Consider the following 16,995-nt stretch of genomic DNA (forward strand, 5'->3'; position numbering starts at 1 on the left):
TATAAGTTGCACTGCGTGTCGTGTACTGAGTAGCTCATCACAGAGTAAATGAACAAATGGTTCGAAAACGCCATGCAATGGGTTCATTCGATGATCAAAAGCTTTGTACCTAGGCAAATAAGGAAACCATGCTTTAAGATGCTTATTCGCGTATCGATGGATAGATTCTATGGTGCGATACCCTTCCATCACACCATATAAATACAAGGCAATTACTTCCTCATCGCTAAATTTCAAATCGGCATACCGAGTCATTCTGGCACAAAAATTTGACAGTCCCGCTTGGTAATGTTTGCACACAAAGAGATATAATGATATTAATTCAACTTCCCAGTCCATGGCGATTCCTTTTTAATCTGTGCCGATATTAAATCTTTTTACAAATCCATTCCTCATCACAAACTGATACAAGATGTTAAAACTCATTATGATGACCAGAAAGTGCAAGCAATGCTGACAAACATTATCACCAATCCCATTGAAACGCCCAGAGGCTATCAAAATCCCGGGACTGGTATTGCACTTCGTGGTCCTTTATCGCAATTTTTCAGTGGTCTTTATTTAAAACCGCTGGATGATGCGTTTGACAACATGGAGGTGACTTATCTACGCTATCAGGATGATATCGTTATTTTGTGTAAAACAAAGCGGCAGATGAACCGTTGCCGTCGGCGCATGATGCAGATATTGCATGAAAGACAGTTGCGCCTTTCGCGTAAGAAATCACGCATGGGCACTATTGATAAAGGTTTTCATTTTCTTGGTATCGACTATCCACCGACACAACCGGCGGATAACACCAACAGGGCGCAGGCGAAAAATGCGTTTGCAGCACGTTCTTGTGTTGCTCAATTATCACCCACAATGGGGGGCGAGACCATTTCTTCGCATTCGCTGCCTGAGCCAATACGCATTGTTCCACATCCGAGAACAATGCGGAAAGCACGCGAGCAAATCAAGCAGATGGTCCACGATGGATTCTCTATCCAATCGATCAGACGCTCGGCGCCGCTTTGTCCTTTGGTGGGTAAATACCTCAGACATTTGGACTTATAACGAACTCTTAATACTGTATCAAGAGACATGCTGGGATAAACGTCTTGCAACGTGTGCTTTAGACCTACTTAAAGAGCGTGTCGTTAAGAAATCGTACACCACGACCGTGATGTCAAACTGTCGTTGCCCGTGATGGATTGTCCATCATGCCGCATGCGGCGCTCAAGTCCAAGTAGTTCTGCTGTATTTGCTCGACATAGTTTATCAATGCACGCGGCGCCTCCCCCCGCAGCACGGGGCCCTCAAAGCCCCCCCACGCCCCCGCGACCGCGAAATCAAAACCAAGGCCAGATGAATCAGTAAGGGGGTAATAGGAGGCATCATCATATTTGAACTTTAATGAACGCGATAACGGCTTTTTTACTTCAAGAATATAATAAAGACCCTGGCAGAAAGCTTGTGCGTAGCACGCCGGCAGAAAGCGCTGCGTATAACCGATAACCTGACGCCAGAATAAATTACGTTGATTCCATGATGACCAACGCTCAAATTGCGCGTCGTAGACCTTAAGCGCATCAATCAAGTGCGATGGATTAAAAAACATTTCTTTTATTGCCAAATCTGTAAAAGCTGTTCTAAACCCGTTTAAAGCCTGGCAAATCGGTGTGTCATTTTTCTCTTTTCTAAGAGCTGCCATAATATCAGCATCTGAACTGTTAGAAATAACTTGAACTAGCTCGGTAAAATCATACGATTCCTGTTGAGGCAGGCCTTCAGGAAATAGTTGTCTAAATTGCCTTACCTTTTCTGCCTCACCATCGGGCAGCTTATCAAAATAGGACTCTATCTTTTTCCACAGGGCGACATCGTGAGAGGACAAAGCGGCCTGAAAGGGCGTCAACCCTTGATAGGAACGGCCTGAATAGTCAGTGGCTTTAGAAAGAATAAGCAATAAACGAGGGTTTTTATCAATCATTTTAAGCGCTTCGGCTTCCTCACCTTTAACAACATGGGATAAAAGTATTTTAGCTGCCTGTTTTTCTAATAGTGGTTGACAAGAAAAAAACATCACTTTTGATGCTTGAGAAAGGTTTGACAAGTCTTTTTTGGAAAGGTATTGCGCTAAAGGCCCTTGAATCAGTGCAGTGGGTAATTGCTCTAGTAAAGATAATGAATCTCCACTTGCACCTTCGTTCATTTTTTGTTCATCTTTCTTCGGCATATCAATCTATCCTAACCGTTTAAACAAATGAGCTTATCATAAATATGTCAAAAAATTATACTATGAAAAGCTTAAGGAACGATTAAAAGGTTGGATTTAACAATTGATTAAATTTTAAGCTTTGGATTGGCATTAGAATATGATTAGTGAATTTTGCGCCAATATACTCGTTTTAACAAATAGGCCAAGACGGCTAACAGTGTTAAAAAGACAATAACAACGCTGCCAATCGAGTAACGTTTTAGACGATTCGGTTCCGCCGCATACACTAAGAAATTGACTAAATCTTGCAGCATACTATCAAATTGTTGTTGCGTCATTGTACCATTTTCAATCAGTGCTAATTTGAACTCCGAAGGTTCCTTAGATTGGCCGTGATTAAGCGCTACTACAACCCCTTGCAGAGGCGCTAGAACATTTGGCATCGATACATCTGGTACTAAGCGATTATTGGAGCCATAGGGGCGCGACTCATCTTTGTAAAAACTTTTTAAATAGGTATAAATCCAGTCGGCTCCTTTTTCCCGCGCCGTCAACGTTAAGTCAGGAGGCAATCGACCAAACCACTGTTCTGCATCGACCGCCGGCATCGCAATGTTAATTGGGTCATAAACGGTTGCTGAAGTAAACACTAAATTATTTATTAATAAATCTTTAGCGATGCTACCATCAAAGGTGATTAAGCCTAGACCCTTAGCCATTTGACTATAACGTAAATATCTAAGCGAATGACATCCTGAACAGTAATTCATAAAGAACTTCGCACCACGTTGCAAGCTTGCTTGATTCGACAAATTAACCTTCACTTCATGCAATTTAATTCCAGCATCCGCCGAGTAAATTATGGAGCTAAGCATCAGTGCTATAAATGTAATGAACGCTCTCATGATGATATCCTCTCTGGCACGGACTCATGGGATTCACTACGACTATATAGAGGCATCAGCAAGAAATAAGCAAAATAGACGACTGTAAAAAACCGAGCGAGCCATAGTTTTACCGGGGTAACCACCTCGGTTCCCAAATAGGCTAAAACGATAAAGCTCACTACAAACGCCGCCAACATTCCTTTTGAGTAGTATCCTTTATAACGCATCGAGCGCACTGGACTTTTATCCAACCAAGGCACAAAAAAGAAAATGGCAATTGAGGCAAACATAATAAGCACGCCTGTCAATTTATCGGGCACAGCTCTTAGCATGGCATAATAGGGTGTCATATACCAAACCGGCGCGATATGCTCTGGAGTTGTGAGCGGATTTGCTGGCGTAAAATTGGAATGCTCCAAAAAGTATCCCCCCATTTCGGGCGCAAAAAACACGACGCCTAAAAACAGGATTAAAAACACTGTGATTCCAAAAAAATCCTTCACTGTATAGTAGGGATGAAAGGGAATACCATCTAACGGCCTACCCTCTTTATCCTTATACTTTTTAATTTCAATCCCGTCAGGGTTATTCGAGCCCACTTTATGTAACGCAATAATATGCAAAAAGACCAGCAATAAAAACAACATGGGTACGCCAAAGACGTGTAATGCAAAAAAACGCTGTAAGGTCGCTGTTGATATATTGTAATCCCCACGCAACCAAACGACCAATGTGTCCCCAATGAAAGGAATAGCGCCGAACAACGAGGTAATCACTTGCGCTCCCCAGTAGGACATCTGCCCCCATGGTAGGAGATAGCCAAAAAACGCTTCGGCCAAAAGAAGAACAAACAGTAACACGCCAAGCAACCAAACCAGTTCTCTTGGTTTTTGGTAAGAACCATACAGCAAGCCGCGAAACATATGAATATAAATAACAATGAAAAATGCTGAAGCTCCGGTAGAATGTAGATAACGTAAAATCCAACCATAGTTCACATCTCTCATGATGTATTCAACCGAATTAAAGGCTTCTGCTGCGGTTGGAGTATAAAACATAGTGAGCCATAAACCGGTGATTAATTGATTGGCTAAAACCACCACAGCCAAAGAGCCAAAATAATAATAAACATTGAAATTCTTAGGGGCATAGTACTCGCTGAAATGAGCTTTCCAGGTTGACACTAGAGGAAAGCGAGCATTTATCCAATTTAACAATCCATTCATAATTGCTCCTTAAAGCGGTACACCTCTTTAATCATCCTTTATCTTCACCAATAATAATGACATGGTCACTGACAAATCGATACGGCGGAACTGCAAGATTAATCGGGGCGGGTACATTTTTAAATACTCTTCCAGCCAAATCAAAACTTGATCCATGGCACGGACAGTAAAAACCACCTGGCCATTCAGGGCCTAGTTCTTTTTCATAGGGTTTATATTTTGGAATACAGCCTAAATGTGTGCAAATTCCGATTAGGACCAAATATTCTGGTTTGATAGCGCGGTATTCATTTTGAGCGTATTCTGGCTGTTGATCGACCAACGACTTAGGATCGCGCAGCAAGCTATCATGCTCGTCTAAAGAGTCAATCATTTCTTTGGTGCGACGAATTATCCAGACAGGTTTGCCCCGCCATTCTACGGTGATCTGCTGACCAGGTTCTAACTTACTTAAATCAACCTCAACTGGAGCTCCAGCAGCTTGTGCTTTGGCGCTCGGCATCCAAGATGAGATAAATGGCGTTAAAGCGCATAACGCACCGATTCCCCCCAGAACCCCCGTTGAGGTCAATAAAAATTGACGGCGTTGTTCATCCACCAGTTCTTCGTTTGGTTTGTTTTCTAGGTTTGGATCGGTTTTCTCATTCACAGATACATCATCCTGATTGTAAAAACGATAAAACCATTTATATCAAAGAATTATACCCATCGCCAATGAAAATACGATATTTTCATTGGTAAAAAAAAACCCCGCCTAAGCGGGGCTTTTGATAAAACCAATTAACGTTTGGAGTACTGCGTTGCGCGACGAGCGCCGTGCAAACCAACTTTCTTCCGTTCAACACGACGCGGGTCACGGGTTAACAAACCACGAGCGCGAAGTTTTCTGCGGAAAGAATCAGCGCTAGGTTCAGCATCTTCTGGCAAATCTTGCTCATCATACTCAACCAGCGCTCTAGCAATGCCTAAACGAATTGCACCTGCTTGGCCAGAAATACCACCACCCTCAACGGTTGCATAGATATCAAATTTACTTAAAACATCAACCGTTTCTAATGGCTGACGAACCACCATGCAAGAGGTTTCACGACCAAAATATTCTTCTAATGGGCGATTATTAATTTGAATTTCGCCTTTACCAGGACGCAAGAACACGCGGGCGGTTGAACTTTTTCTGCGGCCGGTTCCATAGTATTGCTGCATATCAGCCATAATACTTATTCCTCAATCTCTAGTTGCTTAGGTTGCTGTGCAGTATGTGGGTGTTCTGAACCAGCATACACTTTGAGTTTACGGTACATTTCACGGCCCAATGGGTTTTTAGGCAGCATGCCCTTCACAGCATTTTCAATAATCAATACAGGATTTTTCTCCTGTAACTTTTCAAAAGAAATCGACTTGATTCCGCCGGGAAACCCAGAGTGACTATAATAGATCTTGTCACTGAATTTTCGCCCCGTAACGGTCACTTTTTCGGCATTGGTAACCACAATGTAATCACCAGTATCCACATGTGGTGTATACTCTGCTTTATGCTTGCCGCGCAAACGACGAGCAATTTCTGTTGCCAAACGACCTAATGTTTTATCGCTTGCATCAACCACATACCAGTCACGTTTGACTTCATGTGGCTTGGCGCTGAATGTTTTCATCAACTTAACTCCGTACCGCCATTATTGGTAATCTTTTATACTTGGACGGGCGATTTTAACCAAAAGTAGATAAACCTACAAGTAAAAATTTTAAATTTACCAGTTGCAGGCGAGAAAAAAGAAAAAAAACCAACTTAAGGAACATGTTCTAAATCAAAAGACGCTCTACCGGCTCACCATTTAATATATGGGTATTAACGATTTCATCGATGTCGTCAAATGACGCGTAATTATACCATATGCCTTCAGGATACACCACCATACAGGGACCTAAACTGCAACGTCCCAAACAACCAGACTTACTAACTCGGATTTTTCCGGAACCATGAAGTTCCATTTTTTTTAATTTAGATTTTAAATAATCAAAAAATAACTCGCCACCCTGGTTTGCACAGCATGTTTTGCCAGGCGCTTTCTGGTTGGTACAAATAAAAATATGCTTCGCGTAGTGAGACAATGAATCAACCTTCAAACTATTTATTTGACTTCTGTTCAACTTTGGATTTGAGTTTTAGCCCTGCTTTGAAGGTGACTACACGTCGTTCCTTTACTGGAATTTCCTGGCCAGTTTTAGGATTTCTACCTGGACGTCGGCCTTTATCTCGTAAAATAAAATTTCCAAATCCAGAAAGTTTAACATGATGTCCATTTTCCAATGCCTGGCGGATTTCCTCAAAAAAAAGCTCAACCATTACTTTGGCATCTGGTTTAGCCAGCCCAACTTCGTTGGATAAAGCATCTGCTATTATTGCTTTACTCAGTGCATTCACGATTAATCCCTCAATGTTATTTCAAATTGTTCTTCCAACGATTTTATTATAGCACTGATCCCGGCATTGATCTCAGAGTCCACCAACGTGCGATTTGTATCCTGTAGGGTTAACGCAATTGCGATACTTTTCTTGCCTTCTGGAATATTCGTTCCCGTATAAACATCAAAGACATCAAATGACTTTAGCCAGTTTGAGTTCATTACTGACCGTACGGTTTTTTCAATATCCGACAGAGTTATATTAACACCTACTAACAAAGATAAATCTCTTCTAATCTGAGGATATTTTGAAATGGGTTGATAGCGGACTGGACTCTGCTGTTGTAAGCCGTCAAGTTTTAATTCAAATAATAACACCTCACCATGGAAATCTAACGCATCGACGATTTTTGGATGAAGAACACCAATCGAACCGACTTTAATCTGATTGATGTAAATCCCGGCGGTTTTACCGGGGTGTAGAGCTGGGTGAGTATCGGGTTTAAATTCTACAGAAGTGAGATTTAAATGCGCAAAAAGTGCTTCTAAATCCCCTTTTAAATCAAAAAAATCAAAAGGTCTTGTTTGCTCCGCCCAATTTAAAGCGCCTTTTTCACCAACAATAAGACCGGCAAGGCAAGGCTCTTCTTTTAATTCATGAGACTCCAAATTAAAAACCACACCCGCTTCAAATAATTTAATTGCCGTTTGCTGACGATGAAGATTATAGATCATCGATGCGATGAGACCTGGCCACATACCTGCGCGCATTTCAGATAATTCTTTTGAAATTGGATTTAGAAGTTTGAGGGTTGGGGAATCTGGATAGATCACCGCTTGCAACTCGGGATCCACAAAACTATAGCTGATCGTTTCATGATATCCACGATGAGTAAGAAAACGAGAGACTTGGGTAACCATCTGTTCGGTTTGACTCACCGTGCCTGCTTCAGCGCGCAGCATCATTGGCTGGGCCGAAATGTTGTCGTAGCCATTTAGGCGAATAATTTCTTCAATTAGATCTACTTCTAATGCGATGTCGAATCGATGAGAAGGCACCTTGACTTGCCAGATAGATTCTTTGCTATTAACCTGCATGCCAAGATATTTAAAAATCGCTTCCATTTCCCGTTCAGCGACTTCCACACCAGTTAGTTTCTTAACTTGTGCAGGGTTAAAGGAAATTTCAATCAGAGACGGTAATAAGGAAGACTCACAGAATGAAGTCAGTGGCCCAGCCTCTCCACCCACAATTTCTTGGAGCAGTTCCGTAGCGCGCTCTATTGCGACACGCTGTAAGGCCGGGTCAACGCCCCGTTCAAATCGCTGAGAAGAATCTGTATGCAGACCATATTGACGAGCGACACCGGCAATAGCTAACGGATTAAAATAGGCACTTTCTAAGAAAAGGTCCGTCGTTTCAACATCAACAGCTGAGGACTCTCCTCCCATAATCCCTGCCATAGCTAAAGGCTTGGACTTATCCGCAATCACTAACACAGCCGGAGAGAGTTCTACATTTTGACCATCTAAAAGCGTTAATGATTCTCCCTGTTTGGCGTATCGAACTTGTATGCTGGTGTCTAGAACACGATGATCAAACGCATGCATCGGTTGACCTAGCTCGAGCATGACATAATTGGTGACATCCACGACCGGATGAAGCGGTCGTATGCCCCCACGACGCAAACGCTCTTTTAACCATAAAGGAGACACCGCGTTGGGGTTAATGCCCTTGATCACACGCCCAAAGTATTGTGGACAAGCATCAGTTGCATTGATCTCAATTACTAGGGTCTGATCCAGTTGTGGTTTGATCGCTGTTGCAGAAATAGGTGGTAATGACATAGAATTTAAGGCAGCCACCTCACGAGCGATGCCCAAAACGCTAAAACAATCCGCGCGATTTGGGGTTAGATCGATGTCTAAAATATGATCGTTTAGCGCCATGTACTCACGTACATTCATCCCTACTGGAGCATCCGTTGGTAGTTCCATAATGCCTTCTGAGCTTTCTTCAAGCGCTAATTCTGCACCCGAACAAAGCATGCCTTGTGATACTTGGCCCCGTAGTTTGACTTCTTTAATTTTAAACCCACCAGGTAACGTCGCACCCAATTTGGCGAAAGCCACTTTTAAACCCGTACGAACATTAGATGCTCCACAAACCACCGTATACAGAGAATTCTCATTGGCATTGATACGACATACCGTTAGTTTGTCCGCTTCGGGATGCGGCTCTGTGCTAACCACCTCAGCCACAACAACGTTGGTAAAGTCCCCTGCGACGGGATGAACAGCATCAACTTCTAAACCGGCCATAGTTAACTGAGAAGCCAGTTCTTGGGCTGTTAATGCTGGATTAACCCATTCACGTAACCACGATTCACTAACTTTCATCGACATTCCTAGCTTAATTTGGGGGATGATTAAAACTGATTCAAAAACGAAAAATCGTTCTCAAACATCATCCGCAGATCATCTATGCCAAAGTACAACATGGCCATTCGGTCAATTCCCATGCCAAAAGCCCACCCTTGATATTCCTGTGGTGAAATATCCACGGCCTTTAACACATTGGGATGCACCATGCCACAACCCAGTACTTCTAACCAACCAGTAAATTTACACAAACGACACCCGTTTCCAGAACACTGGGTACATTCGATATCTACTTCTGCTGATGGCTCGGTAAATGGAAAATAAGAAGGTCTAAATCGAATGGCTAGTGTTCGGCCAAAAAAATGTGCAAAAAAATCCTGCAGCAACCCTTTGAGACCGGCTAATGTCGCTTGTTTATCGATTAAAAGCCCTTCAACCTGATGAAACATCGGTGTATGTGTTAAATCGGAATCACAACGATAGACTCGACCTGGTGCAATCAGACGGAACGGCGGCTTGAGTTTTTGCATGGTTCTAATTTGAACCGGAGAAGTATGGGTACGAAGCAATCGTCCATCACCAAAATAAAAGGTATCATGCATGGCTCGAGCTGGGTGGTGGCCCGGGATATTTAACGCTTCAAAATTGTAAAAATCGGTCTCAACCTCCGGCCCTTCAACCACATCAAACCCCAGGCGACTGAAGTAATCATTAATAATGTGCTTGACCTGAGTGACTGGATGTAATGTTCCGGCTTGTTTATTACGTCCGGGTAATGTGACGTCAATTTGTTCTGCAGCGAGTTTTTTTTGTAGTTGTTCTTCTTTAAGAACAGTTAATTTTTCTTCGATTTGGGCACTTAGATCACGCTTGACCTGGTTCACCAATTGGCCCATTTTAGGCTTTTCTTCAGGAGGTAAATTCACTAACGTTTTTAAAATTTCAGTCAGCTTACCCTTTTTTCCTAAATATTCAATTCGAATGGTTTCAAGACTTTGAATATCTTCAGCAGCATTGATAGCAACAGCGGCTTCCTTTTGTAATGTGGTGATATCTTGCATGTGTATAGCCTGGAAAATAAAAAAAGAGGCGAACGCCCCCTAGAAAAAATGTTAATTTGCTTGACTTATTTCATTCGTCTAAGAGGACGAGCTAGGTAGCGCAAGGTAGATTGGGTAAGACACCCAATCTATCTCAAATTAACCCTTGTTCATTAAGTCTATTTGCCTTCCAGGATCAGGAGGCAAGTGCTGCTTTAGCCTGGTCAGCGATCGAAGAAAAAGCTGCCTTATCATGCACAGCCATATCGGCCAATACTTTTCGATCCAACTCGATTTGTGCTTTTTTAAGCCCATTAATCAATTGACTGTATGAAATGCCACATTCTCTAGCTTGCGCATTGATTCTCGTAATCCAAAGTGAACGAAATTGACGTTTTCTTTGACGACGATCACGGTATGCGTATTGACCGGCCTTAATAACCGCTTGTTTGGCTACACGATAGACCCGACTACGGGCACCGTAGTACCCTTTGGCTTGCTTTAATACTTTTTTGTGGCGCGCTTTTGCAGTAACGCCGCGTTTAACTCTTGGCATAATTCATTCTCCTCTTAACTACCGTGCAACATACGTTCGGCCAGACGTGCATCACACTTCTTCAAGGTGCTTGCTGCAACACGCAAATGCCGTTTTTGCTTGGTTGATTTTTTAGTGAGGATATGGTTTCGGTATGCACCGCGACGCTTAATCGCTCCACCAGCCGTTTTTTGGAAGCGTTTTGCTGCTCCACGATGTGTTTTTAACTTTGGCATAATAACTACTCCGCATTTAATGAGTCGGCCATAGATACTTCGCGAGAAGTATATACAACCTAACGTTCTCTTCGCTACTTCACTTTTTCTTTGGCGATAATACCATTAATAGTTGTCGGCCTTCACGTTTCGCTTGCTGTTCAACAACAGCCAATTCTTCTGTATCTTTTTGTAAGCGTTCCATGATTTTCATACCAACATCTTGATGGGCCACTTCACGACCACGAAAACGCAGTGTGATTTTGACCTTATCGCCATGATTAAGGAAACGTATCAGGTTGCGTAGCTTGACCTGATAATCCCCCTCTTCCGTCGTAGGACGGAATTTCAACTCTTTGACTTGCGTTTGCTTCTGCTTCTTTTTAGCTTCAGCCTGCTTTTTGTTAATTTCAAAGAGATATTTACCGTAGTCCATGATGCGACACACTGGAGGCTTAGCCGTTGGTGATATTTCCACCAAATCCAGCCCGCTTTCTTCAGCGGCACGTAATGCTTCCCGTGTCGATATAATTCCAGCCTGGTTGCCATCTACATCAATTAAACGTACCTCTGGGACATTGATCTGTTCATTAATTCGTGCGCGATCAGCGTCACGTCTGTTTGATGCACTAATGGTTCAATCCTCCTGCTGGTTTTTTAAATTCATTAAGCAACGACCCTGATATGGAATCGTGCTTGGTCATTTCTTTTCATCAATTGCTTGACCTAAAATCTTGTATACTTCATCAATACTCATAGCGCCAAGGTCTTTCCCTTCGCGGGTGCGGACGGAAACTAGATTATTTTCGACTTCTTTATCGCCAATAATTAATAAGTATGGCACTTTTTGTAAAGTATGCTCGCGAATTTTAAAGCCAATCTTCTCATTTCTCAAGTCATAATTTGAACGAATGCCCTTTTTTTGTAATATTTCATGTACTGATTGTGCATATTCATTGTGTTTTTCGGTGATGGTTAACACCGATGCTTGGATGGGTGAGAGCCAAGTAGGCATTAACCCTGCATGATGTTCAATTAAAATTCCCATAAATCGTTCAAAGGAACCTAAAATGGCACGATGAATCATCACTGGAGTTTGCTTAGAACCATCTTCCGCAACAAACTGCGCGCCTAAGCGATCAGGCATGGAGAAATCGATTTGAATTGTTCCACACTGCCAAATTCTTCCCAAGCAATCGGTTAAGGAGCATTCGATCTTAGGGCCATAAAATGCGCCCTCGCCAGGCGCATCAATGTAATCAATTCCACGGCTGCTCATCGCCTGGCTTAAAGCCGATTCTGCTTTATCCCATACGGCATCCGATCCTACTCGCATTTCTGGTCGTAACGCTAAACGATAAATAATGTCTTTAAATCCAAAGTCTTTATAAACAGACTGCACCAAGTCCAATAGCATGCCGACTTCAGGCTGAATCTGATCTTCCGTACAAAAAATATGGGCATCATCCTGCACCATGTTTCTAACACGCATCAAACCATGCAACGCACCGGATGGCTCACAGCGATGACAATTACCAAACTCTGCCAAGCGCAACGGTAAATCACGATAGCTTTTTAGGCCTTGATTAAACACTTGCACGTGGCAAGGGCAATTCATTGGTTTAACGGCGTAGTGGCGATTTTCAGTCTCGGTAATGAACATTTCATCACGAAAGTTTTCCCAATGGCCTGACTTTTCCCACAAAACACGATCAACAAGCTGCGGGGTTTTAATTTCCTGATAACCATAATCTGTTAAGCGACCGCGCATGTACTGCTCTAATACTTGATAAATCGCCCATCCTTTGGGATGCCAAAATACCATACCCGGGGCAATGTCTTGAAAATGAAATAAGCCAAGGGCTTTTCCTAACTTGCGATGATCGCGCTTTTCGGCTTCTTCTATGCGATGTAAGTACGCTTCTAATGCTTTTTTATCTCCCCAGGCGGTACCATAAATCCGTTGCAGCATTTCATTGTTTGAATCACCACGCCAGTAGGCGCCAGCTAATTTGGTCAATTTAAACGCTTTAATAAATCCTGTTGAAGGCACATGAGGGCCGCGGCATAAATCTTCAAAATCACCCTGCCGGTAAAGCGAGATGGTCTCATTGTGTGGAATCTCAGCAATTATTTTTGCCTTATACTCTTCACCAATGCTTTTAAAGTACTCAATGGCTTCATCTCGTTGCATAATCCGACGAGTGACAGGATAGTTTTCCTTAGCCAACGCTTTCATTTTCGTCTCAATGCGCTCTAAGTCTTCTGGTGTAAAAGAACGATCAAATGCAAAATCGTAATAGAATCCATCATCAATGACTGGGCCAATAGTCACTTGCGCACTGGGGAATAACTGTTTGACGGCTTGAGCTAAAAGGTGAGCCGCCGAATGCCGGATAATCTCCAAACTGGCGGGATCCTTCTCCGTTACGATGACTAACGAGCAATCCTGAATGATGCGGTGACTGACATCAACCAATTGGCCATCAACCCGGCCAGCAATAGCGGCTTTGGCAAGGCCTGGGCTGATACTTAATGCAACGTCACTCACGGTAACTGAGCTCTCAAAGTGTTTAACGCTACCGTCAGGCAAATGAATATTTGGCATTTTTCCCTCATATACCACAAATTGAATTCGAGCGTTTATGTCGCAAGCATTTGCTTAGGGTCTATCGAAAAAAAAACCCTGCGCAGCAGGGTTATCTGGTAGGCACGAGTGGGATCGAACCACCGACCACCACCATGTCAAGGTGGTGCTCTACCACTGAGCTACGTGCCTATAATTCAATCTAAAAAAGAAACTGGCGGGTATTATATGCGAGTGCTTATTTGAAAGCAATAACCAATCCACAGTTTAAGTCTTCTAAACGCGTACTATACTTTAAGTAAAGGACTTATAGCTAGAACTAATCTGCCCTAGGAGATATATATGGATGTCCGCGCTCCTGTTGATATTTTGTATGTAGAAGATGACGAAGTCGACGTTCAATCGGCCTGTCGTACGTTTAAAAAAGTGAATGCTTTGATTAAAATTGACACCGCTAAGAGTGGCGCTGAGGCTATGGATAAGCTTTATGGCCGCAACAAGCAAGAAGCAATTCATCCTAAAATTATCCTGTTGGATCTTAATCTACCAAACATGGATGGCATCGAATTTTTAAAACAGCTAAGACAGGATCCTCAATTTTATGATATTACAGTGTTTGTCCTAACCGGGGCGTTTACGACTAAAGAAAAGCTGGCCCTAGAGCCCTTAAACGTGCGCGAACATTTTATCAAACCCCTTGAGTACAGCGATGCTTTAAAAGTGTTTTGGGCTTTGGAAGCCTCCTATCCTGGGTAAGCGAAAAGACCGTTTCATAGACATAAATCCATCAACTGACTAGATAAAATAAATGCCTGTTTTGATTCCAATAAGACGCGAGCTTTTTGTTTTTTTGAGAAAGGAAGGTCATTAATCATCCCCCTTAAATAATCAATCCCTTGGGGGTATTTTGCCTTAAACTCGCTGAAATCATAAAAATTTAACGCTTGTTCTGGCAGGTTGTAGAGTGTTTTTAAAGTCTGCTTAAGGATTTGTCCACCTTGAAAGTCCCCAAAATATCTAGTGTAAAAATGTCCCACACCCATTTCTAGGTCAACGTCTTTTCTTAGATGCCGAGCGTAGGGATTGATTACCATCGAGTCCTTCAAATCATTTAGGTTCCATAATTTGGAAAAAGTGTGGAGATCTTGTTTTAATTTATCTGTTCGCATCAGTTCTTTGCGAAATAACATATGCATCGAGTCCTCGGCTAGGTACGACTCTAACTCTTCATAGACTTCTAATAATAAATTTAGAAACAGATAGTAATTCGATAGAGGCAAGCTCCCTTTCAGTAATTGAATGACCCAGGGGTGTTGTTCCACGTTATGGTGAAGCGGTGTGGTGTGTTCACGCAAATAGCTAGCTAAGGGCAAAGACTCAGAGCTCATTAAAATTCACTAGCTGATCTTTTCCGGTGGATTTGGCTTGATAAAGCGCTTTATCCGCTTGCCGAATAAGTGCCATCAACTTTTTATCTGCCGCTTGCGAGGAAGTAATTCCTGCTGAGATCGTTACATGAACTAGGGTTCCAGACGTAGAATAAAAGCGATAGGTTCGTATCGCGTTTAGAACTTTGGTGATTAGTTTTTGCCCTTGCGAATCATCGCAGCCATTTAACACCACAAGAAATTCCTCGCCTCCATAGCGAATTACAAGATCGGTTTTTCTTAAATGCTGTTTAATAAGATCGGCAATGATTGACAAAACCTCATCGCCGAATGCATGACCGTATTCATCATTCAGACGTTTAAAATTATCAATATCAAGCATTGATACGCAAAAGACACGTTTCTCGTTTCGTCGATTTTTTTCAAATTTTTTTACGTAATCATTTAAAAAATGGCGATTATAGGCCTTGGTCAACCCATCAGTAAAAGATTGCTCATAAAATTTAAGCTGGACCCATTTATCCATTAAGATTCGCTTAATAATCTCAGCATATTTTATAGACTCACTGGACCAGGGTTTACTATGATTGGCAACTTGTTCTTGCCAAGCATTAAAGGAACTCCTTGGAGAATAATCATCATTGGTCGATTTGTTTAAGGCTTCTTTGGGATTTCCTGCCCAAGTTATCGTTGAGATGTATTCATCTCGGAAAAACAGCAAATAATACGGTTTTGTTAAAGACAACGAGATAGCGAAGAGTCCACAAAACCGATGTTTAAATCGTTTTACCTTAAGAAATTGCAACGGCAAGTCATCACAGTAATAAAATTCAAGAAACTTTTTTCGTCCTAACCAACGAATCAATTCGTTTACTTCATCTTTACTGGGATGAGTTCCGCTGGTGTAATACGAATCATCTAAGAAACAAACAAACCCAGCGGCATCCATCATATTCAGCAGATTGTTTTTTTTATGTCCAAAAAACTGATCAAGCGATTTTGTTTTCGGGGTCGAAGAGTGCAGCTTTGAATACTCAGCAAGCATTAAGAGGTTTTTTTCTCGTTTTGTCTCTTGCTCAATCATCACTTTACTTAAAACAAAGTACTCAACTAACAAACGGCAATAAAAACGGTCCTGTGGATGAATATAGTTTGCCGTTTTATGCTGGCATGCGATTAAACCCCAAAGTGCATCATCTATAATTACAGGAACCGTAAAGGCCGCCTTTGCCTTCATGTTTTTTAAATAATCATAATGTACCCCTGCTAAAGCACGCCCATCGGCTCTCAAAAGTAATTCATTAAATGCATCATTTTGACCAGACATCCGGACTTGTTCAGCCTCGATGTCAGGAAGATAGCGATATAAAATATCATGAAACAATTTACGAACGGGTAAAGGAACATCCGTTTCTGGAAAATAATATCCTTCATAAGAAGCAACGGATTGTATTTTTTTCTCAGCAACGACCATTCCTGTACAGTCTTGATTAAATTGATAAGCTCTCACAACATCAAAATGTAAGGCTTTAAATATTATCGAAATTAAATGCTCTAGCAGTTGTTTTTCGGTGGGTAATTTTGCCCGCTCTCTTATCATGTGGCTGTAAGATTCCAAAAGAACCGAAAAATCCTGAATTAACGGTTTCTTATCCACTGTTTCAAACTCAAGCAGGGTGAATGAATCCATAGTTTTTGTTCGAAGCCAAATAGTATAATGTTCGCGTTTAAGAAAAGGTTGATAATAACGAACCTCATGCTGACTCAGGCGTTCTTTTAGTTTGTGGGCATGCTTTGGATCTAACTTGTCTAAGGGTTGATCTAATAGGGTTTCTTTACTGCCTAAACCAAGCTCTTCCCAGTTATTACTCAGCGCACGGATAATGTGTTTGTCCTCTAAAATGGCAACGTAGAAACAAGGCTGTAGCGCAAAATCATGGTTAATTAAATGAATTAAGTCACAGAAGTTGTTGGTCATTCTATCCATAGCCATAATAAATCCATGTTCAAAGAACAGTGTCTTTTAGGTACTTAATGGCGATTAAGTCAGCAAGTACCCTATGAAGCACCATTTACGCGAGTAGGATGGGGTAACATCATACGTTAAGAATAGCATGAATAGAATTGTATGC

The 16,995-nt window shown here is 41.9% G+C and carries 19 protein-coding genes and 1 tRNA gene; 2 read left to right on the forward strand and 18 right to left on the reverse strand.

Annotated elements, in window-relative coordinates; translation table 11 throughout:
* Positions 1-339: hypothetical protein (locus tag E1O47_RS09700; RefSeq protein WP_207384317.1), on the reverse strand; the 339-nt coding region annotated here is incomplete at its 3' end.
* A 15-nt stretch (positions 340-354) separates the two neighbouring features.
* Between E1O47_RS09700 and E1O47_RS09705 the strand changes: the two genes are divergently transcribed.
* Positions 355-1,056, forward strand: coding sequence for a reverse transcriptase domain-containing protein (locus E1O47_RS09705; protein ID WP_278025365.1), 702 nt, complete (start codon positions 355-357; stop codon positions 1,054-1,056).
* A gap of 112 nt (positions 1,057-1,168) precedes the next feature.
* Here the strand turns inward: E1O47_RS09705 and E1O47_RS09710 are convergent, their stop codons facing one another.
* From E1O47_RS09710 to E1O47_RS09780, 15 genes are all read right to left on the reverse strand, one after another.
* Entirely contained in the window at positions 1,169-2,218 is a 1,050-nt protein-coding gene (locus E1O47_RS09710) for an F-box protein (protein WP_133131063.1), read from the reverse strand.
* Positions 2,219-2,361: 143 nt separating this feature from the next.
* Positions 2,362-3,105, reverse strand: coding sequence for a cytochrome c1 (locus E1O47_RS09715; protein WP_133131064.1), 744 nt, complete (start codon positions 3,103-3,105; stop codon positions 2,362-2,364).
* Entirely contained in the window at positions 3,102-4,313 is a 1,212-nt protein-coding gene (locus E1O47_RS09720; RefSeq protein ID WP_133131065.1) for a cytochrome b, read from the reverse strand. The genes E1O47_RS09715 and E1O47_RS09720 overlap by 4 nt, the downstream gene beginning before the upstream one ends.
* A 31-nt stretch (positions 4,314-4,344) precedes the next feature.
* A complete protein-coding gene (gene petA / locus E1O47_RS09725) occupies positions 4,345-4,962 on the reverse strand; it encodes a ubiquinol-cytochrome c reductase iron-sulfur subunit (RefSeq protein ID WP_133131066.1) in 618 nt (205 codons plus the stop codon).
* A 131-nt stretch (positions 4,963-5,093) separates the two neighbouring features.
* Positions 5,094-5,525, reverse strand: a complete 432-nt coding sequence (gene rpsI, locus E1O47_RS09730) for a 30S ribosomal protein S9 (protein WP_133131067.1) — start codon at positions 5,523-5,525, stop codon at positions 5,094-5,096.
* Between the two features lie 5 nt (positions 5,526-5,530).
* The gene (gene rplM / locus E1O47_RS09735; protein WP_133131068.1) at positions 5,531-5,965 is read right to left on the reverse strand and encodes a 50S ribosomal protein L13; all 435 of its coding nucleotides are present in this window, start codon (positions 5,963-5,965) and stop codon (positions 5,531-5,533) included.
* Between the two features lie 148 nt (positions 5,966-6,113).
* The gene (locus tag E1O47_RS09740) at positions 6,114-6,422 is read right to left on the reverse strand and encodes a (2Fe-2S) ferredoxin domain-containing protein (protein WP_133131069.1); all 309 of its coding nucleotides are present in this window, start codon (positions 6,420-6,422) and stop codon (positions 6,114-6,116) included.
* Positions 6,423-6,438: 16 nt separating this feature from the next.
* Positions 6,439-6,735, reverse strand: a complete 297-nt coding sequence (locus E1O47_RS09745; protein ID WP_133131070.1) for an integration host factor subunit alpha — start codon at positions 6,733-6,735, stop codon at positions 6,439-6,441.
* 2 nt (positions 6,736-6,737) lie between these two features.
* Positions 6,738-9,116: a phenylalanine--tRNA ligase subunit beta gene (pheT, locus tag E1O47_RS09750; RefSeq protein WP_133131071.1), complete on the reverse strand. Its 2,379-nt coding sequence runs from the start codon at positions 9,114-9,116 to the stop codon at positions 6,738-6,740.
* A 29-nt stretch (positions 9,117-9,145) separates the two neighbouring features.
* The gene (pheS, locus tag E1O47_RS09755; RefSeq protein WP_133131072.1) at positions 9,146-10,159 is read right to left on the reverse strand and encodes a phenylalanine--tRNA ligase subunit alpha; all 1,014 of its coding nucleotides are present in this window, start codon (positions 10,157-10,159) and stop codon (positions 9,146-9,148) included.
* Positions 10,160-10,334: 175 nt separating this feature from the next.
* Positions 10,335-10,694, reverse strand: a complete 360-nt coding sequence (rplT, locus tag E1O47_RS09760; protein WP_133131073.1) for a 50S ribosomal protein L20 — start codon at positions 10,692-10,694, stop codon at positions 10,335-10,337.
* 14 nt (positions 10,695-10,708) lie between these two features.
* On the reverse strand, positions 10,709-10,909 hold the full coding sequence (rpmI, locus tag E1O47_RS09765) for a 50S ribosomal protein L35 (RefSeq protein ID WP_133131074.1): 201 nt from the start codon (positions 10,907-10,909) through the stop codon (positions 10,709-10,711).
* Positions 10,910-10,988: 79 nt separating this feature from the next.
* Positions 10,989-11,522, reverse strand: coding sequence for a translation initiation factor IF-3 (gene infC / locus E1O47_RS09770; protein ID WP_133131075.1), 534 nt, complete (start codon positions 11,520-11,522; stop codon positions 10,989-10,991).
* A 66-nt stretch (positions 11,523-11,588) separates the two neighbouring features.
* Complete coding sequence (thrS, locus tag E1O47_RS09775) at positions 11,589-13,496, reverse strand: threonine--tRNA ligase (RefSeq protein ID WP_133131076.1); 1,908 nt, start codon at positions 13,494-13,496, stop codon at positions 11,589-11,591.
* Positions 13,497-13,592: 96 nt separating this feature from the next.
* Positions 13,593-13,667, reverse strand: a tRNA-Val gene (locus E1O47_RS09780).
* 150 nt (positions 13,668-13,817) lie between these two features.
* Between E1O47_RS09780 and E1O47_RS09785 the strand changes: the two genes are divergently transcribed.
* Positions 13,818-14,231, forward strand: coding sequence for a response regulator (locus E1O47_RS09785; RefSeq protein WP_133131077.1), 414 nt, complete (start codon positions 13,818-13,820; stop codon positions 14,229-14,231).
* Between the two features lie 14 nt (positions 14,232-14,245).
* Here E1O47_RS09785 and E1O47_RS09790 read toward each other — a convergent pair whose 3' ends face one another.
* Together E1O47_RS09790 and E1O47_RS09795 are read right to left on the reverse strand one after the other, a co-directional pair.
* Positions 14,246-14,863 (reverse strand): biliverdin-producing heme oxygenase, encoded by a 618-nt coding sequence (locus E1O47_RS09790; RefSeq protein ID WP_133131078.1) that lies wholly within the window; start codon positions 14,861-14,863, stop codon positions 14,246-14,248.
* On the reverse strand, positions 14,853-16,856 hold the full coding sequence (locus E1O47_RS09795; RefSeq protein WP_133131079.1) for a sensor domain-containing diguanylate cyclase: 2,004 nt from the start codon (positions 16,854-16,856) through the stop codon (positions 14,853-14,855). The genes E1O47_RS09790 and E1O47_RS09795 overlap by 11 nt, the downstream gene beginning before the upstream one ends.
* Positions 16,857-16,995 lie beyond the last annotated feature (139 nt).

Origin of the sequence: Legionella yabuuchiae (genome assembly GCF_900640115.1) — a bacterium.
In the GTDB taxonomy this organism is placed as follows: domain Bacteria; phylum Pseudomonadota; class Gammaproteobacteria; order Legionellales; family Legionellaceae; genus Legionella_A; species Legionella_A yabuuchiae.